Annotated in this window: 19 protein-coding genes and 1 pseudogene; 6 read left to right on the top strand and 14 right to left on the bottom strand. The window is 68.4% G+C overall.

The annotated features are described in order from the left end of the window. Window positions 1-12: 12 nt before the first annotated feature. The 3 genes from EPL04_RS17310 to EPL04_RS17300 form a co-directional block, all read right to left on the bottom strand. The gene (locus EPL04_RS17310) at window positions 13-1,539 is read right to left on the bottom strand and encodes a sulfatase (protein WP_134672433.1); all 1,527 of its coding nucleotides are present in this window, start codon (window positions 1,537-1,539) and stop codon (window positions 13-15) included. A 93-nt stretch (window positions 1,540-1,632) separates the two neighbouring features. Then, complete coding sequence (locus EPL04_RS17305; protein WP_134672432.1) at window positions 1,633-1,998, bottom strand: NifU family protein; 366 nt, start codon at window positions 1,996-1,998, stop codon at window positions 1,633-1,635. 102 nt (window positions 1,999-2,100) lie between these two features. Further along, on the bottom strand, window positions 2,101-2,850 hold the full coding sequence (locus EPL04_RS17300) for a pirin family protein (RefSeq protein ID WP_134672431.1): 750 nt from the start codon (window positions 2,848-2,850) through the stop codon (window positions 2,101-2,103). A gap of 288 nt (window positions 2,851-3,138) precedes the next feature. Between EPL04_RS17300 and EPL04_RS17295 the strand changes: the two genes are divergently transcribed. After that, entirely contained in the window at window positions 3,139-3,780 is a 642-nt protein-coding gene (locus EPL04_RS17295; RefSeq protein WP_209019662.1) for a TetR/AcrR family transcriptional regulator, read from the top strand. A gap of 709 nt (window positions 3,781-4,489) precedes the next feature. On the opposite strand, the gene EPL04_RS17290 is transcribed toward EPL04_RS17295, so the two are convergent. From EPL04_RS17290 to hemC, 5 genes are all read right to left on the bottom strand, one after another. Then, entirely contained in the window at window positions 4,490-4,864 is a 375-nt protein-coding gene (locus tag EPL04_RS17290; RefSeq protein ID WP_134672430.1) for a DUF5783 family protein, read from the bottom strand. Between the two features lie 272 nt (window positions 4,865-5,136). Then, the gene (locus tag EPL04_RS17285) at window positions 5,137-6,558 is read right to left on the bottom strand and encodes a single-stranded-DNA-specific exonuclease RecJ (protein WP_134672429.1); all 1,422 of its coding nucleotides are present in this window, start codon (window positions 6,556-6,558) and stop codon (window positions 5,137-5,139) included. 34 nt (window positions 6,559-6,592) lie between these two features. Beyond that, on the bottom strand, window positions 6,593-7,975 hold the full coding sequence (locus EPL04_RS17280; RefSeq protein WP_134672428.1) for a metallophosphoesterase: 1,383 nt from the start codon (window positions 7,973-7,975) through the stop codon (window positions 6,593-6,595). Between the two features lie 109 nt (window positions 7,976-8,084). Further along, the gene (locus EPL04_RS17275) at window positions 8,085-8,828 is read right to left on the bottom strand and encodes a uroporphyrinogen-III synthase (RefSeq protein ID WP_134672427.1); all 744 of its coding nucleotides are present in this window, start codon (window positions 8,826-8,828) and stop codon (window positions 8,085-8,087) included. After that, window positions 8,825-9,961: a hydroxymethylbilane synthase gene (gene hemC, locus EPL04_RS17270; RefSeq protein WP_134672426.1), complete on the bottom strand. Its 1,137-nt coding sequence runs from the start codon at window positions 9,959-9,961 to the stop codon at window positions 8,825-8,827. Before hemC ends, EPL04_RS17275 begins: the two co-directional genes overlap by 4 nt. A gap of 99 nt (window positions 9,962-10,060) precedes the next feature. On the opposite strand from hemC, the gene EPL04_RS17265 reads away from it, so the two are divergent. Together EPL04_RS17265 and EPL04_RS17260 are read left to right on the top strand one after the other, a co-directional pair. Then, entirely contained in the window at window positions 10,061-10,576 is a 516-nt protein-coding gene (locus EPL04_RS17265) for a hypothetical protein (protein ID WP_134672425.1), read from the top strand. 110 nt (window positions 10,577-10,686) lie between these two features. After that, on the top strand, window positions 10,687-11,859 hold the full coding sequence (locus EPL04_RS17260) for an MFS transporter (protein ID WP_134672424.1): 1,173 nt from the start codon (window positions 10,687-10,689) through the stop codon (window positions 11,857-11,859). A 6-nt stretch (window positions 11,860-11,865) separates the two neighbouring features. On the opposite strand, the gene EPL04_RS17255 is transcribed toward EPL04_RS17260, so the two are convergent. Both EPL04_RS17255 and hemL read right to left on the bottom strand, forming a co-directional pair. Then, a complete protein-coding gene (locus EPL04_RS17255) occupies window positions 11,866-12,321 on the bottom strand; it encodes a hypothetical protein (RefSeq protein WP_134672423.1) in 456 nt (151 codons plus the stop codon). A 49-nt stretch (window positions 12,322-12,370) separates the two neighbouring features. After that, complete coding sequence (gene hemL / locus EPL04_RS17250; RefSeq protein WP_134672422.1) at window positions 12,371-13,711, bottom strand: glutamate-1-semialdehyde 2,1-aminomutase; 1,341 nt, start codon at window positions 13,709-13,711, stop codon at window positions 12,371-12,373. Between the two features lie 115 nt (window positions 13,712-13,826). On the opposite strand from hemL, the gene EPL04_RS17245 reads away from it, so the two are divergent. Then, window positions 13,827-14,267: a hypothetical protein gene (locus EPL04_RS17245; RefSeq protein WP_134672421.1), complete on the top strand. Its 441-nt coding sequence runs from the start codon at window positions 13,827-13,829 to the stop codon at window positions 14,265-14,267. A gap of 5 nt (window positions 14,268-14,272) precedes the next feature. On the opposite strand, the gene EPL04_RS17240 is transcribed toward EPL04_RS17245, so the two are convergent. The 4 genes from EPL04_RS17240 to hemB form a co-directional block, all read right to left on the bottom strand. Further along, window positions 14,273-14,917: a DUF7504 family protein gene (locus EPL04_RS17240; RefSeq protein ID WP_134672420.1), complete on the bottom strand. Its 645-nt coding sequence runs from the start codon at window positions 14,915-14,917 to the stop codon at window positions 14,273-14,275. A 62-nt stretch (window positions 14,918-14,979) separates the two neighbouring features. Next, the gene (locus EPL04_RS17235) at window positions 14,980-15,375 is read right to left on the bottom strand and encodes a DUF5518 domain-containing protein (RefSeq protein ID WP_134672419.1); all 396 of its coding nucleotides are present in this window, start codon (window positions 15,373-15,375) and stop codon (window positions 14,980-14,982) included. Between the two features lie 71 nt (window positions 15,376-15,446). Beyond that, window positions 15,447-17,111 (bottom strand): ammonium transporter, encoded by a 1,665-nt coding sequence (locus EPL04_RS17230; RefSeq protein WP_134672418.1) that lies wholly within the window; start codon window positions 17,109-17,111, stop codon window positions 15,447-15,449. Between the two features lie 351 nt (window positions 17,112-17,462). Further along, a complete protein-coding gene (hemB, locus tag EPL04_RS17225) occupies window positions 17,463-18,449 on the bottom strand; it encodes a porphobilinogen synthase (protein WP_134672417.1) in 987 nt (328 codons plus the stop codon). Between the two features lie 82 nt (window positions 18,450-18,531). Here hemB and EPL04_RS17220 point away from each other — a divergent pair, with 82 nt between their 5' ends. Both EPL04_RS17220 and EPL04_RS17215 read left to right on the top strand, forming a co-directional pair. Then, the gene (locus EPL04_RS17220; RefSeq protein WP_134672416.1) at window positions 18,532-19,245 is read left to right on the top strand and encodes a DedA family protein; all 714 of its coding nucleotides are present in this window, start codon (window positions 18,532-18,534) and stop codon (window positions 19,243-19,245) included. Window positions 19,246-19,325: 80 nt separating this feature from the next. After that, window positions 19,326-19,398: pseudogene (locus tag EPL04_RS17215) on the top strand (IS6 family transposase); the annotation flags it as partial.

Here is a 19,398-nt window from a genome sequence, read left to right as displayed (position 1 = left end):
GCACGCGGGCGGTCAGTCGATGTACCCCAGATCCTGCAGGCGGTCTTTCGCGTCGTCGCTCATCTCGCCGAGCACGTCCTCGTCGTCGACCGCCTTCCACTCGCCGCCGACGCTCTCCTCGAACGTCGAGAGCGCGGCTTCGAGTTCGACCTCCTCGTCGCTGTCCGCTCCGCGCGCGTCGTCGCGCTCGCCGGGGTCCGAATCGAGGTGGTAGAACTCGTCGGCGATGCGCTCGTTGCGGATGTACTTCGCGTCGGGGCGGCGGGCGGCCCGCATCCGAGAGTAGAATCGCGAGTCCTCGTCGAGGGTGATCCCGGCGTCGCTGGCCTTCTGTTCGAGCTGTTTGAGCTCGACGACGGGGCGGTAGTACTCCACGAAGGCGTACTCGCCGTCGCCGGGGTGGCTCCCCGGGGCCGCCCCCGCGTCGCTCTCGGCGAACTCACGGTAGTCGGCGTCGAGGAGCGACCGCGTCCGGTCCAGCGGGACGGTCGCGCGGTCGGCGTCGACTCCGGCGTGGTCGAGCACGGTGTGATAGAGGTCGAGCAGTTCGACCTGCTGGGACTCGCGGCGCTCGGCGTCCACCTCGGGGTGTTTGACCATCAGCGGGACGTTGACAAGCGGATCGTAGATGCAGAACTCGTGGCCGTAGAGGCCGTGTTCGCCGTGGAGTTCGCCGTGGTCGGCGCAGACGACGACCATGGTGTCGTCCCACTCGTCGTTCTCGCGCATCCAGCCGAACAGCCGCTGGAGCTGGGTGTCGATGTGGCGGATCTCGGCGTCGTAGAGCCCCTCGATGGCGGTCCACTCCTCGTCGTCGATCTCGCGGGCGCCGCAGTTGTACTCCTTGGAGTTCTGGCACACTTCGGTGGAGTCGACGCCGGGCGCGAACTCCGCTCTGTACTCCTCGGGCGGGTGATAGGGCAGGTGGGCGTCCATCAGGTTGACGAACGCGAAGTACTCGGAGTCGGCGTCGTCGATGAACTCGATGGTCCGGTCGATCACCTGCGGGGTCTTCGAGTCGGCGCCCTCGCCCGAGGCGGTGTACTCGTGGATCTTGTTGCCGACGCTCACGAGGTAGTCGGCGACCTTCCGGAGCGAGTCGTTGTCGTTCATCGTCTTCCAGGCCTTCGCCAGCGGGCCCGAGAGGAACTCGCCGGGCATCACTTCGAAGAAGTTGTCCTGATCGTCGAAGCCGTCGGTGAGGTGGGTGTAGGGCGTGATCCACGCGTTCGAGGAGTAACACGCGGTCTCGTAGCCGGCCGACGAGAGCGACTCCGCGAGCGTCGTCGCGCCCTCCAGATAGGGGTTCTCCTGGCTCGCGCCGTGTTCGCTCGGGTACATCCCGGTGAACAGCGACGCGTGGACGGGTAGGGTCCACGGCGCGGGGGCGACCGCCTGCTCGAAGACGGCGGCCTCGTCGGCGAACCGCTCGAGGCCGGGCGTCGTCGGCTCGTCGTAGCCATAGACTGAGAGGTGGCTCTTGCGAACCGTGTCCATGACCACGAACACGACGTTCCCCGCGGCGTCGTCGTTGGTCATACGAACACCGTCCAACCCGCGACGGGATAAATATCCTGATGTTAGCCGGTCTGTACGCGAAGAACGAGGCCGTTTCGGCCCGGAAATCCGGACTTAGAACGGGGCCTGCGGTCCCTCGTCGTCGTCGTCGCCGTCGTCGGTGGTCTCGCCGGGGAACGACGGGCTCATGCCGCCGCCACCGCCGTGACCGCCGGCGTCCATGCCGGTGTCGGCGTGGACCTGCTCGATCTCGGGGATCTCTTTGACCATCCGGCTCTTGATCGCCTGGATCGTCATCGGCGAGATGCCACACCCGCTGCACGCGCCGCCGAGCTGGATGTGGACCTCTCCGGTCTCGCGGTCGATGTTCTGGATCGCCGCGCTCCCGCCGTGCATCTGGATCTGGGGGAAGTTGCGCCGCAGGAAGTTGGTGACCCGCTCTTCGAGGTCGTTCCCGTCGTCCTGAGTGTCCGTGCTCATGGTGACCGATAGGGAGTCCGCGGTCTTAGGCCTTTGGTTCACCCTCCCGGCCCGCGGGCCCCGGACGGTCCCGGCGGCGCTTGCGGCGCCGATCCGGCCAGTTCAGAGCACGAACGGGCCGCGCTGTCGGATGGGTTCGCCGTGCGGTCGCCCCGCCACCGCGACCGCCCGGAGCGTCTCGTCGCTCTCCAGTCGGACGCTCCGGCCGTCCGCGACCGGCAGTACGTCGCCCTCGCCGAAGGCGTCTCCGTCGACGGTCCCCGCGCCTTCGACGCCGTAGACGAAGCCGGTCCACTCCTCGTCGGGCTCCCACGTCCAGCCCTCGGAGACGCGGGCGTCGAGATACTCCATCGGCGTGCGGAGTTCGATCGGCGAGCCGTCGCCGACGACGGTCCGTACGGTCGCGCCGTCCAGCTCGCGGATCGGGAGCTCGTCGGTGGTCGCGTCGGCGTAGTCCGGGTCGGCGTCTTTGTCCGCGCGCGGGAGATTGACCCAGAGCTGGAGCCCGTTGCACGCCGCGCCGTCGGCGGGAAACTCCGAGTGTCGGATGCCGCTTCCCGTCGTGATCCGCATCGCCTCGTTCTCGTAGGCGGTGTGTTCGACGCCGAGCGAGTCCTCGTGGTCCATCCCGCCTTCGATCATGTAGGAGACGATTTCGAACCCCTCGTGGCGGTGCATCGGAAACCCCTTCTCGGGGTCGATGTAGAACCGTTCGAACAGCACGAACGGGTCGAGGTGGGTCGGATGGGCGTCCGTCGGGAAGGCCCGATTCGAGTTGACGCCGGTCCCGTGTCGGACTGTCTGGCCGGCGACCGGCCCGACTCGTCCGTCGGTAGCCTCGCGCGATGTCATGGCTGTGAGGAGGCGCTCGACCGGGATAAGATTGACCATTTGGTAAAGATACTTGACGGCCGAGCCCCAACGTCCCGACGGCGCGCGGTGAGACTCCGACGGGTCGAGTCGAGGACAAACGGTTGGCATCCGTTTCGAGCCCCACGAGGCGAGTCTCGCGCCGCGACGCTTTCGAGTTGTCCGGCGAGAGCCCTCTCAGTCCGTCCCGACGATCGGACAGGCCTCGCCCGCACAGCCGCGTCGTTTCGTCTCCACGGATCTTTAGGGTCCTCGCGCGTAGTGAGGGGTATGACCGCCTCGCAGACGGCCCCCGACACGCGGGAAGCGATCATGGAGGCCACGTTCCGCGCGCTCAGCGAGCACGGCTACTCCGACCTCCGGGTCCGGGACATCGGCGAGGAGTTCGAGAAGAGTCGGACGCTCATCCACTACCACTTCGACGGGAAACACGACCTCATCTCGTCGTTTCTGGAGTACCTCATCGGGCAGTACGAGAGCCAGTCGAAACTCGGCGACGACGAGGACCCGTGGGAGGCGCTGGACGGCCGGATCGATCAGTGTCTTCTCGGCCCCGAACTCGGCGAGAGGTTCGACCACTGGGAGCGCATGAAGGTGTACCACGAACTGTTCGCCCAGGCCCAACACAACGAGGCCCACCGCGAGGCGTTCAACGAACACTACGAGGTCATCCGGGGCAACATCGAGCACGTCCTGCGGGCGGGCATCGAGCGCGGGAGCTTTCGCGCGGTCGACGTCGAGGACACCTCTCAGTTCATCACCGACGTCATCCACGCCGCTCGCGCCCGCAGGATCTCTCTCGATCACGACGACGCGCCCGAACAGGCGAAGCGAGCGATCGCCGCGTTCGTCTATCCGTCTCTCGCTCCCGCCGACGCCGAAGGAGCACGAACGCGCCGCCCGTCCGACTGAGACGACCCCGCGACCCGGTTCAGCTATTCTGTTTGGGGTTCCGATCCAGAAGCGCTTCGAGCCGTATCTCGCGTGTTCTTTTCCGTTCGGCGAAACGTAGCGCCACCTCGACGATTCTATATAGCGCTATGTGATTTATCGAGGCTGGTAGTCCGGTTTAATCACTCAGAATAGATCTGGGGCTGGAGTGGCTAAATCCCCAAGGAAGTCGCTAATCGCGACTCTGCCCGAGTCTCATCAGTGGGATCGCAGAGTGCGATTTGGGCCTGCGCTTCGTCCACGCCGATGATCACGACCTTTAGCCCGTGTTTCTCCGCAATCCCGTGGATTGTATCCGGGGCGTACTCCGGGTCGGCCGGCGTGGCCGAAACGAGTGGTAGCCACTCGACAATCCGAAACGGCCGTGGGAGACTCTCTGGGTTGAGTTTCCCGTCTCGCGGTAGTTCCCGACCACCCACAAACCGGAGAGATCCGAGGACGATTTCCCCGTTATCGAAACTCGAATCCGGGGTATCCCGCTTCGCTCAGTTCTCGTCTTACTGCTCGAATTCGCTCATCGGATAGCACTGGTCGCGTTGAAAGAGGAACTAAGTGCAACGCCCAGTACACGCCCTGTACTGAACGGACGGTTTCGACCTGTCGAATAAAAAATCGTCCTACCAACTACTGTTATTGCGCCGAGCGGCCACGGCCACGACTCGCGAGGGACTCACTTCTCGAAATCGAACACGCGGCGCAGTTCGGTCTCGATCGTCTCGACGTAGACGTCGAGCAGTTCGTCCAGTTTCTCCTCGTCGACGAGCACGCCCTGCAGTCGGTCGGCGGGGTTCTCGGGGAGTTCGACACGGAACTCGCCGTCGTGTTCTCGCGGGCTCCGCCCGCTCGAATCGTCCGCGGAGCTCCGCTCCGCGCTACTCTCGTAGAAGGGCTCGCTCTCGTTGAGCACCTGCTGGTCGATGGCGTGGACGAGCTCGGAGTCGTACCGGTCGTTCATCCGCTCGAAGGCGTTCTTGTACGCCTTCTGGAGCTCGTTGAAGTAGTTCGCGTACTTGTCCTCGAACCGCTCCGGGTCGAAGTCGGCCATACGTCGGCGTTGGACCAGCGCGGGTAAAAGTCGGCCGGTGCGGGGCGATCGCGCCGGACGCCGGGACGGTGTTCGATCGTTGTAATAAACTTCATATCGCGATATAAAATCGAGATACGTACGCCCGCCGCGACGCTATGGTGCGGTCGTCGTACCTTCGGCGGCGTGCCCGAACCTCGTCTGGAGGCCGGCGTCGGAAGGCGTCGATCGACAGGACCCCCGAGAAACGTCGCGACAGTCGCGGCCTCGCACGGTGGGATCGTGGCGTAGAACTACGACAGCTGTTCGCCGACGAGTTCGTCGGCCAGCGCGAGGAACTCTTCTTCGGTCCCCTTCGGCACCGTCGCGCCCGCGGCCACGTCGTGGCCGCCGCCGTCGCCGCCGACGGCCCGCGAGGCTTCGCCCATCACGGCCGAGAGATCGAGTCCGCGCCGGGTGAGCGACGGCGTTCCGCGCGCCGACACTTTCACCTCCTCGTCGTTCTTCTCGGCGAAGGCGACGATCGGCGTCCCGCGCTCGACGCCGTCGGCCCCGACCGCCATCCCGGCGATGATCCCGACGATGGTCTCGCGGATCCGATCCCCGGCGTGGAACCACTGGACGTGGTTCTCGCGGGTGACCCCCGACTCTTTGACCCACTGGAGGCCCTCCGAGAGGTTCCGGCGGTGGTTCGCGAGGAGCCTCCGGGCCCGCTCCAGGGCGGCCCCGCGGTCGCCGAGACACACCGCCAGCCCCACGTCTGCGCGCTCGTATCTGGCGGTCGCGTTCAGTAGCGTCGAGAACTCGCTGACGTCCCGAAGCTCCGTCCCGGCGGGCTCGTCGGTGAGGGTGTAGGTGGTCCCGATCAGACCGTCGATTCGGTCGGCGCTGACCCCTTTCGAGACGGCGCGCTGGACCAGCGCGCTGGCGACGGTCTGGCGCTCGTCGTCCGAGAGATCGACCCACCGGCGCCACTCGCCGTCGTCGGCCTTGAGGTCGATGTCGAGCCCGTCGAGAAACCGGATCGCGCCGTTCTGGTCGTTCGAGACGCCGGGGATGTAGACGTCGCTGGCGTACTCGAGCAGTTTGGGGAGCGGGCGGGTCTGTTTGCCGTACAGCGCGAGGTCGGTGCTCGTCTCGAGGACGCCGGCCGCGACGCCCTCCTCGACGATCGAGCGGTTCGCGCCCACCAGCTCGCCGTCGGTGGTCTGCATGTCGCCGACCGCGCCAACGACCGCGAGCGCCGCCAGATCGCGGTTGTCCTCCGCCTCGGGTTCGAGCGCCCGCGCGAGCACGTAGCTCGCGCCCGCCCCGGACAGCTCCGAGGAGCCGTCGATGTCGAACAGGAGAGGGTTGAGGTGGAACTCGGTCTCGGCCTCGGCGGGCCGGTGGTGGTCTGCGATCACCGGCGTGAAGTCGCCGGCGGCCTCGTGGTCGCTGATGATATCGAGTTGGCCGCTCCCGAAGTCGGTGAACAGCACGGTGTCGTAGTCGGTCGCCGCGATGGCCGCGAGTTCTTCGGCGTCGAGCTGTTTGCTGAAGACGGTCTCGAACGAAATTCCGGCGCGTTCGAGCGCCGACGCCGCGATCGCGGCGCTCGTCAGGCCGTCGGCGTCGATGTGCGACGCGAGTAGCACGTCGTCGGCCCCCCGGAGGCGGCCGGCACACGCCGCGGCGCGCTCCGCGAGGGCGGGGACGGGACCAGCGCAAGCCATTCGAGAGGGGCTTGGTCGGTATTACGTATAAACCTCAGCTATCGGTCCGCGGCCGTTCGGCTCCGCGCTCGCTTCGCTCGACCGTCTCGACGACGTCGGGCGTCGAATCGGGCGCTTCGTTCTCGACGACCGCTCGGTCGGGCAGGTCGGGGTTCGGCTTCCGGCCGAGGGTGAGCAGACGCTCGGTGAGCGTCAGCTCTTCCGGGCTCGGGCTCGGCTTCTCTATCTCCTCGTACTCGACCGCCACGCCCTCGGACTCGGCGGCGATGCGGACCGCACACAGCTGATAGGACGGGTAAAACACCGGCGGCAGGACCCCGATGACGCCGTCGCGGCGGTGGAGGCGCTTGAGCCACGTCCCGGTGTTGACCAGCAGGCCGTCGCCGACCGACCCCACTGACGGGCGGTGGGTGTGACCGTAGCAGAAGATCGCCGTCTCGGGCGACTCCGCGAAGATCTCGCGGGCGGCCTCCTCGTAGGGTGCCTCGGCGTCGACGGTGAGTTCGGTCTCGAAGACGCCGAAGCGGTCGATGGTCTGTCTGATGTCCCGACGGAGCAGATACAGCGGGACGCCCACCAGCAACAGGAGTCCGGTGACCGCCACGTTGACCACGAGGAGCAGGTAGACCGCCGTCCCGGCCGCCCCGAACTGCGCGAGGAACCCGGCGAGCGAGTCGACGGGCATCGACCAGACCCCGACCAGATCGAGCCCCGCGAGCACCGCGAGGAGCGCGCTGACGTTGAACAGCAACAAGAACGGGACGAGCGCGTACCGCAGGAGGGGATTCATCTCCCGGTAGAAGTACTTCGAGAACAGCCAGACCGGCATCCGCTCGGTGGGCGTGACCGCCTGCACGTCCTTCAGCCAGTTGTACCGGCCCCGCTCGGAGAGCTTGCCCGCCCGACTGGTAACGAGCGTGTTGTAGTAGTATCCGAGCGGGGTGGCGTTGGGGTTCTCCCAGTCGTCGATCCGGTTGTTCGAGTCGCGCTGGTGGCCGTGTTCGAAGTGGATCGTGCGCTCGCCGACGCGACGGGTGATCGACTCTGATTGGACGAGTTCGACGTTGTACTCGGCGAACCGCTCGACGTACGCGTCGTAGGCCGCGAGCTCGTGGTCGTGGTTGCCGGCCAACAGCGTGATCTGGACGTTCTCGCCGGTCGCCCGGAGCTGTTCGAACAGCGCCGGGTAGGTCTCCTCGAGGACGTCGAACTTCTCGATTCCGTCGACCGAGGTGAACTCCCACAGCCCGAAGGCGTCGCCGTTGATCACCAGCTCGGCGTTCTCGTCCGTCTCGGCCAGCCGTTCGAGGAAGCCGAGCAGTTCGTCGAGAAACTCGACCTCCTCCAGTTGCTCGTCCCCGCCGATGTGGAGGTCGCTGATAACGTAGTAGACCCGCTCTCCGGCGGTGCTGTCCATCGATTTAATGTCCCGAATCCGGCTGTAAAGGTCTTTGGTACGGTGTCGCGACTCTGCCGCCCTCGGGGTGTTCGCCGGGCGTCGGCCGTCGCCGGCCCGGCCGAGGGCACTACTCGTGGTAGGTCGGGGCGGTCGCCTCCACGACCGCGCACGCGAGCGCCTCGAAGTCCGCCGCCTCGGGCACCACGTCGACCTCGATGCCGGCGGCCTCGGCCGTCTCGCGGGTCGGCGGGCCGATCGCGCCGACGACGGCGTCGTTCAGCCCCGCGACGGCGGCCTCGCGGACGCCGCGCTCGGCGGCGGCGTCGAGGAGGTGCTCGACCGTGAGCGAGGAGGTAAAGAGCGCGGCGTCGAGGTCGCCGTCGGCCGCGAGCGCGGCCGACTCGCCCGAGCCCTCGGGTCTGACGAGCCGGTAGAGCACCGTCTCGTGGACGTCCGCGCCGGCCTCGGCGAGCCCCTCGGTCAGCACCGCGCTCCCGTGGTCGCTCCGGGCGACTTCGACGCGCGCGCCGTCGACCCGGTCTTCGAGCGCCGCGACCAGCCCCGCGGAGGTGTACTCATCGGGGACCACGTCGACCTCGTAGCCGTGCTCGCGGAGCGCGTCGGCGGTGCTCGATCCGATGGCACAGACCGCGGCGTCGCCGGGCTCCCAGCCCGCCTCGGCCGCCAGCTCGACGCCGGTCTTGCTCGTCAGGACGACGTACTCGCCGGGCTCGGGGGACGCCCCGGTCGGCCGGACTTCGAGCATCGGGTCGGCCACGGGGTCGGCGCCCAGCGAGTCGAGTAGCTCGACCGCGTCGTCGAGGCGCTCGTCGTCCGGGCGGAAGACGGCGACCCGAACGTCCCGGCTCATTCCCGCTTGCCCTCCGGCGCCGGCTCGTCGCGTTGGGCGGCCTCGATGAGTTCGGCCGCGCCCCGCTCGCGGAGCTCGGCCGCCAGCTCCTTGGCGGCCGAGACGTGGTTCTCGACCGGCAGATCGCGGGTCGCCTCGATCTTCTCGGTGCCGTCCTGTGAGAACACCTGCACGTCGACGTGGACGCCCTCGCCCTGAATCAGGCCGTGGACGCCGATCGGAGCGACACAGCCCCCGCCAAGCTCCGCCAGAACGGTTCGCTCGACCGTGGTCTCGACCCGCGTTCGGGGGTGGTCGAGCACGGTGTTGACGTCGCCCGCCAGCTCGCTGTCGAGGGTCGTCACCGCCAGCGCGCCCTGCCCCGGCGCGGGCACGAACTCGCCGGTCGGTAGCTCGGCGTACTCGAGGTGGTGGGCCAGCCCGCTGCGTTCGAGTCCCGCCTGCGCGAGCACGATCGCGTCGTACTCGGTGTCGACCTCCCGCTCTAGGGCCCGGCGCTCGACCTCGGCGAGGTCGTTGAACCACTCCTCGACGGTGCGGTCGAACTCGCCCTCGTACTCCTTTTTGTGGCCCTTCTTCGCCATCGCTTCGGCGCTACGTTGCTCTTTCTCGGCCTCGGTCCGAGCCTCGTGTTCGGCCTGCAGGGCGGGCGCGAGTAGCTTCTCGGCTCGCGTGTCGACGTTCCCGCGGAGCGGTTCGACCGTCAGGTCGGGCCGGCGGTGTAACATCTGTGCCTTCCGGCGCAGGCTCGACGTGCCCACGACCGCGCCGTCGGGGAGTTCGTCGAGCGTCGCCCCGTCGGGCGTGATCAGCACGTCGTTGGCGCTGGCGCGCTCGGGGATGGCCGCGACGATCAGGTCGTCGGGGTGGTCGGTCGGCATGTCCTTCATCGAGTGGATGGCGCCGTCGAGCTCCCCCGACAGCACCTTCTCGTCGAGGCTCCGGACGAACGCCCCGGTCTTGCCGAGCCGGTGGATGAGCTCGTCCCGGATCTCGTCGCCGGTCGTCTTGACCTCGACCAGTTCGACCTCGAAGCGCCGGTCCTCCAGGGCGGCTCGGACCTCGGCGGCCTGCCGGCGGGCGAGGTCCGACCCCCGCGTGGCGAGGCGTATCTGGGTCGCGCGTGTGCTCATGCCCGAGTGTCCGCGTCCGAGGTTGAAACCACCTTCGCAATCCCCCGTCGTCGGCTCGGAACGCCCCGATACAAGTGGCTCCGGAGACGTGTCAGGCGTATGCCCTTCACGCCGTTGCATCTCGGCGTCGGAGCGGGCCTCGGACTGCTCTGTTTCCGGTGGCTCGACTTCCCGACGTTTCTCGCCGCGAACGTCGTCGTCGACGCCCGCGCGGTACTGGTGTTCTTTGGCGTCCTCTCGGGGCCGATTCACGGTCCGCTCCACACGCTCGCGGTCGGGACGCTCCTCGCGGCCGCTCTCGCCGTCCTCGCTTTCGTCGCCAAGCCCGGGGTGAACCGCGCTCTCCGACCGGTAGGGCTGGCCCAACCGCGCTCGACGGTCGGCGTCGCGGCCGCCGCCCTGACCGGGGTGTACGCCCACGTCGCCCTCGACGCCACACTGTACGCCGACGTCCGGCCCTTCTACCCCTTCCCGGCGAATCCGCTCCTCGGAGTGCTCTCGCCGACCGAGGCGTATCTGGTCTGCGTCGCGGGGCTCCTCGTCGGCGTCGCGCTGTACGCGGCGAAGGTCGCCGCGTCGCTCCGCGGCATCGAGACGCCGCTGTGGCCTCGCTGAGGGGTCTCGTCGGGCTCGGTCTCGGCTTCTGTCCGTCTCCGGGCGGGCGGGCGGCGACGCCCTTGCCGGACTCGAAAACCACTTCGGGGGGCCGGCCGAACCGACGACCAGTGAGGTGGCGATACCGCAACACAGTGCTCGCGCTCGCCACCGTCGCGTTCTTCGCCACGATGGCGGCCCGGCTGGCGATCAGCCCGGTCGTCCCCGACATCACCGACTCGTTCGGCGTCTCGACCGGCGGGGTCGGGATCGCCCTCTCCGGGATGTGGGCGGCCTACGCGCTCGCGCAGTTTCCGAGCGGCGTCCTCGGCGACCGGTACGGCGAGCGCCGAGTGATCCTGACCGCGGTCGGGCTCACGACGCTGGCGAGCCTACTGCTCGCGGCCTCGCCGTCGTACCCCGCGTTCGCGGTGTTCGCGGTGACCCTCGGCGGCGCGGCGGGGCTCCACTACAGCGTCGCGACGACGTTCATCTCGAAGCACTTCCAGAACATCGGGCGCGCGATCGGCATCCACGTCGCGGGCGGCCCGCTCGCGGGCCTGCTGGTCCCGGTCGCGGCCGCCGCGGTCGCCGCCCGGTACGGCTGGCGGCCCGCGCTCTTGCTCGGGGCCGTCGTGGCGGCCCCGACGTTCGTCGCGTTCGCCGCCAGGGTCCGCCCGACCGAGCCTACCCGTCCCGACCAGCCGATGCGCGATCGGTTCGCGCTCGGACCCGTCGCGGAACTGCTCGCCAGACCCGAAATCGCCTACACCACGGTGTTGGCGGTCGCGGGGGCGTTCACCTGGCAGGCGACCGCCTCCTTTCTGCCGACGTTCCTCGAAGTCCACCACGGGCTGACCGCGACGACCGCCAGCGCGCTGTTCTCGCTGTACTTCGTTGTCCACGGCGCGACCCAGCCCGCGATGGGGTGGCTCTCGGACCGGTTCGACCGGGACGCGGCCGCGTCGCTGTCGATGGGACTGGGCGTGCTCGGGTACGGGACGCTCGCGCTCGGGTCGAGCTTGGCGACGTTCGCGGTCGGCGTCGTGCTCGCTGGGGTGGCGATGAGCTGGGGCGCGCCGGTCCAGTCGCGGTTCATCGACAAGCTCTCGGACGAAGAGCGGGGCGCGGGGTTCGGCCTCGTCCGGACGGTGTACATGCTCCTCGGCGCGACCGGGAGCGTCGTGGTCGGCGGACTGGCGGATTTCGCCGGCTGGAGCGTCTCGTTCGGCCTGCTGTCGGCGGTGATGGCGACCGGGTTCACGGTCCTCGTGACGAACCGCGCGCTCGACCTCGGGCTCTGAGCCGGCTCACGGGAACCCGGGGACCCCGACGCGCTCGCTCCGCTTGCGGAGGTAGTACACCGCGAACGGCACGTCCGCGACGAACCCCACGATGATCGGGACCACCGGGCTCCCCGACGTGAGGACCACCGCGATCCCGGTGACGACCAGCAACGCCAGCCCCGGCAGGGCCGCCAGCGCCTGGCGCATCGGCATCGGCGCCCACTTGCCGCTGGTCCGGTCGACGTAGCTGGCGTCGCGGTACACCGCCACCGGGAAGTAGGCGGTGAGGAAGGCGAACGGGACGCCGAGCGCGACCATCGAGAGCTCGACCATCCGCGTCCCGAACGAGAACGCCTCGAACGACGACGCGACGGCGAGCCACGCGAGCGTCGCCAGCCAGAGGACGAACGCTCCGGGGATGGCCGCGACCCAGTACCAGTGGTGTGAGCCGTCGGTCCTGCGCGCGTAGCCGGAACTCATATCGGGTGGTTAGGAGCCGATCGGTAAACCGATGTCGCACGACCGTCGGCTAAAGCGCTTCCTTGTAGGCTTCGAGGGTCTCCTCGACGTCCTCCTCGGTGTGGGCGTAGCTGAGGAACTGCGACTCGTACTGGTTGGCGGTGAGGAACACGCCCTGCTCGCGCATCGCGGGCCAGAACAGCCGCTCCCAGCGCTCGGTTTCTGCGGCGTCGACGTCGGCGCTGTTCTTCGGACAGTGGTCGTACCGCGGACAGTCGGGGTCCTGTCGACAGCCCGCCTCACACTGGCCCTCGGGGTCGCGGGGCCCCTCGCGGGTGAACACGACCTTGAACATGCTGTCGTGGCCCGTGACGGTGTACTCGGGCGCGCGGTCTTCGAGGATGTCGGTGAGGCCGCTCCGGAGCGTCTCGCCGAGTTCGTTGACGTGGTCGTACACGTCGTTTTTCGCGGCGAACCGGAGCGTCTCGAGGCCCGCGGTCAGCGACAGCGGGTGGCCCGAGTACGTCCCGGCCTGGAACACGTCGCCGGTCGGGGTGAACTGCTCTATGATCTCTGCGGGGCCGCCGACCGCCCCGACCGGGAAGCCGCCGCCGATGACCTTCGCGAGCGTGGTGAGGTCGGGTTCGACCCCGAACTTCCCCTGCGCACACTGGAGGCCGCCGACCCGGAAGCCGGTCATCACCTCGTCGAAGACCAACAGCGCCCCGTGGTCGTCGGTGACCTCCCGGAGGGTTTCGAGGTACCCCTCGACCGGGCCGACCGACGCGCAGTTGCCCAAAATCGGCTCGGCGAGGACGGCCGCGATCTCGTCGCCGCGCTCCTCGAACACCGCCCGGACCGCCTCGGCGTCGTTGAACGGGACGGTGATGGTCTCCTCGGCGAACGCCTCTGGGATGCCGTCGGAGCTGGGCGAGCCGATCCCGCCGGACTTGCCCTCGACCAGCGTCGAGGGCTGGGCGCCGTGGTAGCCCCCCTGCATCACGACGATCTTGTCCCGGCCGGTGTACCCGCGCGCGAGCCGCACCGCCGAGGTGGTCGCCTCGGTCCCCGAGTTGACGAACCGGACCATCTCGACGCTCCGGACGTGGCGCGCGATGAACTCCGCGAGCTCGACTTCGACCTCCGCGGGCGCGCCGTACATCGGGCCGTCGGCGAGCTGGGACTGGATCGCCGACTCGACCGCCTGGGGCAGATCGTGGCCGAGCAAGAGCGGGCCGTAGCCCATCACGTAGTCGACGTACTTGTTGCCGTCGGCGTCGACGACGTGTGCGCCGTCGCCGCGCTCGACGAAGAAGGGGTACGGGCGGGTCGCCCGGACGGGGGAGCTGACCCCGCCCGGCAGGACCGAGAGCGCCCGGTCGTACAGTTCACGCGAGCGATCGTCGTGCATGGACGGTGGTTCGGACTCCTGCGTGAAGTCCATTTCTGTCTCGGCGACCCGGCCGAGACGGGCGCGGGTTTCACCAACTGTTATGTCTCGACCGCGTCTCGGTCCGTTCAACGACATGGTCGACGCGCCACAGGACCCCCGCGAGAACCTCGACGAGGAACTGGACGAGATCGAAGACGAGATGGCCGACGTCAACGACGACATCCGCGAGCTGATCCACCAGCTCCGGGACCGCGAGGACGCCCCGCTCCGGCTCGCGGTCCGGTTCAGCGCCGACGAGTCGGACGTGCTGTTCGTCCGCGAGGACGTCCGCGAGCGCCACACCGACGACGAACTCGAAGCCCGCATCGAGACCCTCGTGATGAAGGGGCTGGGCGACCCGCCCCGCGAGGAGCCGCTGTTCGACTTCGGGAGTCTCGACGCCACGATCCGGTGGTACGAGAACGTGCAGGTCGCACACTTTCCCTACCGGGAGTGGTCCGGGCTCGCGTTCGTCTTCGACCGGCGCGAGTCTCCGATGGTCGATCTGGCGAAACAGCACCTCCAGGACGAGTAACCGGCTCAGAACCGCGTCCACGACCGGGGACCGAAGTCGTCGCCCCGGACCCGGAGTTCGGTGGCGTCGTCGGTCTCTCGGACCTCCACGACCGCGTCGAACACCTGCGTCAACTGCTTTGCGACCTGCCGGTCGCCCCCGACGGTGTCGAGGGTGAACACCCCCGCGAAGCCGGAGCTCGCGACCCTGCCGGTGATGACGTGGAGGAACTGGTAGACCCGTCGGATGTCGGCGTACATGAGCACCGGCGACAGCGAGTCGAACCCGAGCCGGGCGTGGCCGATGTCGTCGCTGTGGTAGAACTCCCGCATGAACCCCGAGAACTCGATCCCGATCCCGGTGAGGTCGCCGGGATCGGTCACGTACCGGGTCGTCTCGGTCTCCCGGACGGCGTCGATCGATCGGCGCTTGGTCACGCAGTCGACGAACCGAAGCTCCCACTCGTCGGCGTCGTAGCGCCGGCCGAACTCCTCGCGAAGCCGGGCCGCGGGCTGTTTGGTCGAAGCGAGGATGGCTCCCCGATCGGGCGTGTCCAGCAGTTCCACCATCACCGAGCGCTTTCTCGTCAGGGGCTCTCCGGCGACGAGCACGTTCGTTCCGCTGTCGAGCGACTCGGGCGACAGTGGGATCTCTCCGTCGGCGTCGGACACGGTTACCGGAACGGTCTCGACACGACGTTAAAAAAGTGGCACGTCCGCACCGGGCGCGTCGGTCACCGCTCGCGTCGGAGGTACGCGCCGGCCGCGCCACCGAGCGCGCCCGCGACGACGAGATAGGCCGCGACGACGCCGGCGATCGCGACGGCGAACACCGTCGAGATCGCGAAGAACGGCGCGAACCCGACGAACAAGAAACTGACGACGAACCACGCGATCAGGAACACCTGGACGGCGGCGACGCCGCCCGAGAGCGCGCCGACCCGCGCGCCCCCGGCGAGGTCCGATCGTTCGAGGTAGCCGGCGACCCCGCCGCCACAGAGCGGGGCCAACGGCAACAGTGGCGCGGTCACGAGGGCGACACCGGCCCCGATCAGAACGTTCCGGGGTGTGCTCGGCTCGTCGGCCGGGGCGGGATCGCGGTCGCGAGCGGTCGCTCGATCGCGGGACACACGGCCCGATTACGGACGTGATGTCATAGATTTTGGCAAAAAACGGTCGTCGCCGAAGCGAGCGGTCGCGACTACACCGCTTCCGTCCCGCGCGCGCCGGTCCGGACCTGCACCGCGTCCTCGACCGGAAGCACGAAGATCTTCCCGTCGCCGGGCTCGCCGGTGTCGGCGGCCTCCCGGATCGCCTCGACGACCTCGTCGGCGGGCACGTCCGCGACCGCGCACTCGATTTTCGCCTTCTGGTGGAGGTCGACCGTGTACTCCTCGCCGCGCCACTGGCCGGTCTTGGCGGGCTGGCTCCCGCGGCCCGAGACGTCGGTCACCGTGATCGACGGTGCGCCGACCCGCGCGAGTGCGGTCTTGACCTCCCCGAGGCGATCGGGGCGCACGACGGCGGTCACCAGCTTGATCTCGCCGGCGTTGGGGAGTTCGCCCCCGTCGGTCCGGACCGCGTTGGCTCCGCCCTCGGTCACGTCGGAGCGGCCGAACTCGGGGTAGGTGTCGACGCCGTGCTCGGCGCTGTCGAGGCCGTCGAGTTCGTGTTCGCGGGAGACGCGGGCCTGCCCGACCGCGCGGAACAGCCCGAACACCGCGCCGGTCGCCGCGACCGTCCAGAGCGTGATGACGCCGACGCCGACCACCTGCGCGATCAGTTGGCCGACGGTGAACCCCTCGACGCTGAAGAACGGCAGGAGGATCGCGCCGAGCATCCCCGCCGAGCCGTGGACCGGAAACACCGCACACACGTCGTCGATCTTGAGCCGCGTCTCCACGAACTCGAAGACGATCGGTAGCTGGGCGCCCGCGAGAAAGCCCGACGCGATCCCGCCGTACCAGGTGAGGAGGTCGGCGCTTGCGGTCACGCCGACCAGCCCGGCGAGCAGGCCGTTTGCGACGTAGAGAGTGTCGACTTTCTCGGTCTTGTACAGCGACACCGCGGCCGCGCCGACGGCGCCGGCGGCCATCCCGAGCGTGGTGTTGAGCGCGACCCGGCCGACGTACGCGAAGTCGCCGAGCGCGAGCGCCCCGTCCTCGACCGCGAAGACGGTCGCGGCGGTGCCGACGTTGAAGCCGTACCAGCCGAACGCGAGGACGAGGGTCCCGAGAACCGCGAAGGTCAGCGAGTGGCCGGGGATGACGTTGGCCGAGCCGTCGTCGTTGTACCGCTCCAGCCGCGGGCCGAGCACGTAGGCGGCGGTCAGCCCGGCGACCCCGCCCATCCCGTGGACGATCATGCCGCCGGCGAAGTCGGTGAACCCGAGCTGTTCGAGAAAGCCCAGCCCCCAGGTGAACCCCGTGACGACCGGGTAGATGACCGCCGCGAGCAACAGCGTGTACGAGACGTACGCCCGGAGCTTCACGCGGCCCGCGACCGCCCCCGAGACGATGGTCGCGGCGGTCATCGCGAACACCGCCCCGAACAGCCAGTCGACCCACGCGTTCGGATCCCCGCCGTCGAGCGTGGCGAACGCGGCCGCCTCGCCGGCGCCGGTGACCGCGCCGACGACCGACGAGAGGCCGGCGCCGACGAAGAAGAACGCCACGACGCCGACGCTCCACGTCAGGAGGTTCTTCGTGAGCTGGTTCGCGACGTTCTTCGAACGCACCTGCCCGGCTTCGAGCATGGCGAAGCCGGCGTGCATGAAGAAGATGAGAAACGACACGACCAACACCCACACGAGGTTGACGCCGTTCGCCAGCACCTCGGGGTCGACCTGCATCGGCGCGGCCGTCATTCTCTCACCTCGGCCGGCACTTCGACCAAATCGTCTGGACGACTGTGCAGGAATATCTCGTATTCTTCTGCATTCGGTTGTTGCATTACGATATATCGTGACGGCAAAGCGCTACATAAGGATACGCGTTGAAATGATACAAAAATTAATCTGGTCGGTCGACGCTCGTGAGATACATAATCGGATACTACCGATATAAGGCTGTATTCCGTCCAGAAACGCCCCGGTCGACCGGTCGACTTCCGACCGTTCGTCCACCGGGATCGCCGGCGCGAGGCGGTCGGCGTCGGAGCATCTCGCGCGTGAGCACCCATCCGAACGGCCGGGAGAAGCGCTCTGTTCCCGGCGCTCTCAGAGCCGTTCGGCCACGTCCTCGGCGAAGTACGTCAGGATCAGATCGGCCCCGGCGCGCTTGATCGAGATCAGCGACTCCAGCGCCGCCGCTTCGAGGTCGAGCCACCCCTTCTCGGCCGCCGCGTGGAGCATCGCGTACTCTCCCGAGACGTTGTACGCCGCGACCGGGTGGTCGAACTCCTCGCGAACGTCCCGGACGATGTCGAGGTACGGGAGCGCCGGCTTGACCATCAGCGCGTCCGCGCCCTGCTCGATGTCGAGGCGCACTTCCCGCATCGCCTCGCGCCTGTTGGCGGGGTCCATCTGGTAGTGTCGGCGGTCGCCGAACGCCGGCGCGCCGTCGGCGGCGTCCCGGAACGGGCCGTAGAACGCCGACTCGTACTTGGCGGCGTAGCTCATGATCGGCACGTCCCGGAACGCCGCGTCGTCGAGCGCCGACCGGATCGCCCCGACCATCCCGTCGATCATCCCCGAGGGCGCGACCATGTCGGCCCCGGCCGCGGCGTGCGAGACCGCGATCTTCCCGAGGAGATCGAGGGTCTCGTCGTTCTCGACGGTCAGCCGGGGGTCGGCGCCGTCGCGGGCGCCCTCCTCCAGAACCCCGCAGTGGCCGTGGTCGGTGTACTCACAGAGACAGACGTCGGTGATGACGTAGGCGTCGGTGTCGTCGACGATCCGGCGGGTCGCCTCCTGGACGACGCCGTCGTCGGCCCACGCCCGAGTGCCCCGCTCGTCTTTCGACTCGGGGATCCCGAACACCATCACCGACTCGACCCCGGTCGAGCGCACCTCCTCGACGCGCGCGACCGCCTCCTCGACGGGGACGCGCTCGTGGCCGGGCATCGATTCGATGGGGACTCGCTCGTCGGTCGTCGCGTCGACGAAGACGGGCGCGATGAGGTCCGACGCGGTCACGTCGGTCTCGCTGACCATCCCGCGGACGCCGTCGCGCCGGAGCCGGCGCGGTCGGTCGGTGAGATTCATATCGGCCCTTGCGGCCCCGGTCCCAAAACCGCATCGTTCGCGGTCACAACGCATTTAATCGCCCGCACTGACGTGGTAGCTGATGGACGTGTCCTCGCTCGCGCTGGTCGCAGACGTGCCGCTCGCTTCCGGAGTCGCCCTCCTTCTGGCGGGGCTGGTGCTGTCGAACGCGACCGACACCGGTCGGATCCGGGAATTTTTCGCGGACAACGGGCTGTTGTTGCTGACTGTCGGCATCGTGCTCGCCGCGGTGGTCGGCGTCGGTCTCTTTTTCATCGGGAACGAGGAGCTCGCCCGCCAGTGGCTCGACCAGTACGGACTGCTCGCGCTGTTTTTGATCCTGATCCTCGAGGGCGCGATGCTGCTGTACTTCGCGCCCAGTGAGAGTCTGGTCCCGCTCGGGGTGACCCTGCTCGCGGAGGGCCCGAGCGACCTCTCGTCGATCGCGGCGGTCATCCTCGTCGCGGTGGTCGGCGCGACGATCGGCCAGTACGCCCTCTTCTTGCTCGCCAAGCGGGGCGGCCGGGAGTACCTCCTCGGCAAACGCTGGTTCCGGATCGACGAGGGCCAACTCGACCGATTCGACGGCTGGTTCCAGCGGTGGGGTCGGATCGTCGTGCCGGTGAGCAACGCCCTGCTTTTCACCCGCGGGATGCTCACGGTCCCGGCGGGATTCGCGGAGATGCGCGACTGGGAGTTCGTGGTGCTGTCGGCGGTGGGAACGCTGGCCTTCCAGACGTGGCTCGCGGCCGCCGCGCTGTACGCCGTCGAGATCGGGTTCCTCGGCTTCCTGTAGGCGGTGGCGCTTCGGCGACTTCGCAGGGTCGTGTTTAGTTAAGAGTGAAGGATGAGGCGGGAGTGATTTTGTGCTGATCCATGGCCAAAATCACCCGCCTCAGCGGTTGTAGTGACTGGATCGACTTGGAGTTTGTGGAGCGTGAACGGACAC

Origin of the sequence: Halorussus marinus (genome assembly GCF_004521895.1) — an archaeon.
Taxonomy (GTDB): Archaea; Halobacteriota; Halobacteria; order Halobacteriales; family Haladaptataceae; genus Halorussus; species Halorussus marinus.
The sequence above is the reverse complement of the archived record's forward strand: the minus strand, read 5'-3'. Positions and strand labels throughout refer to the sequence as shown.

Coding starts and splice junctions, on each gene's coding strand:
- EPL04_RS17255 (WP_134672423.1), bottom strand. CDS start 12,321: ATGAGTTCCGGCTACGCGCGCAGGACCGACGGCTCACACCACTGGTAC.
- EPL04_RS17285 (WP_134672429.1), bottom strand. CDS start 6,558: ATGGCTTGCGCTGGTCCCGTCCCCGCCCTCGCGGAGCGCGCCGCGGCG.
- hemB (WP_134672417.1), bottom strand. CDS start 18,449: ATGAATCTCACCGACCGACCGCGCCGGCTCCGGCGCGACGGCGTCCGC.
- EPL04_RS17275 (WP_134672427.1), bottom strand. CDS start 8,828: ATGAGCCGGGACGTTCGGGTCGCCGTCTTCCGCCCGGACGACGAGCGC.
- hemL (WP_134672422.1), bottom strand. CDS start 13,711: ATGCACGACGATCGCTCGCGTGAACTGTACGACCGGGCGCTCTCGGTC.
- EPL04_RS17220 (WP_134672416.1), top strand. CDS start 18,532: ATGGACGTGTCCTCGCTCGCGCTGGTCGCAGACGTGCCGCTCGCTTCC.
- EPL04_RS17245 (WP_134672421.1), top strand. CDS start 13,827: ATGGTCGACGCGCCACAGGACCCCCGCGAGAACCTCGACGAGGAACTG.
- EPL04_RS17305 (WP_134672432.1), bottom strand. CDS start 1,998: ATGAGCACGGACACTCAGGACGACGGGAACGACCTCGAAGAGCGGGTC.
- EPL04_RS17280 (WP_134672428.1), bottom strand. CDS start 7,975: ATGGACAGCACCGCCGGAGAGCGGGTCTACTACGTTATCAGCGACCTC.
- EPL04_RS17310 (WP_134672433.1), bottom strand. CDS start 1,539: ATGACCAACGACGACGCCGCGGGGAACGTCGTGTTCGTGGTCATGGAC.
- EPL04_RS17230 (WP_134672418.1), bottom strand. CDS start 17,111: ATGACGGCCGCGCCGATGCAGGTCGACCCCGAGGTGCTGGCGAACGGC.
- EPL04_RS17295 (WP_209019662.1), top strand. CDS start 3,139: ATGACCGCCTCGCAGACGGCCCCCGACACGCGGGAAGCGATCATGGAG.
- hemC (WP_134672426.1), bottom strand. CDS start 9,961: ATGAGCACACGCGCGACCCAGATACGCCTCGCCACGCGGGGGTCGGAC.
- EPL04_RS17290 (WP_134672430.1), bottom strand. CDS start 4,864: ATGGCCGACTTCGACCCGGAGCGGTTCGAGGACAAGTACGCGAACTAC.
- EPL04_RS17265 (WP_134672425.1), top strand. CDS start 10,061: ATGCCCTTCACGCCGTTGCATCTCGGCGTCGGAGCGGGCCTCGGACTG.
- EPL04_RS17300 (WP_134672431.1), bottom strand. CDS start 2,850: ATGACATCGCGCGAGGCTACCGACGGACGAGTCGGGCCGGTCGCCGGC.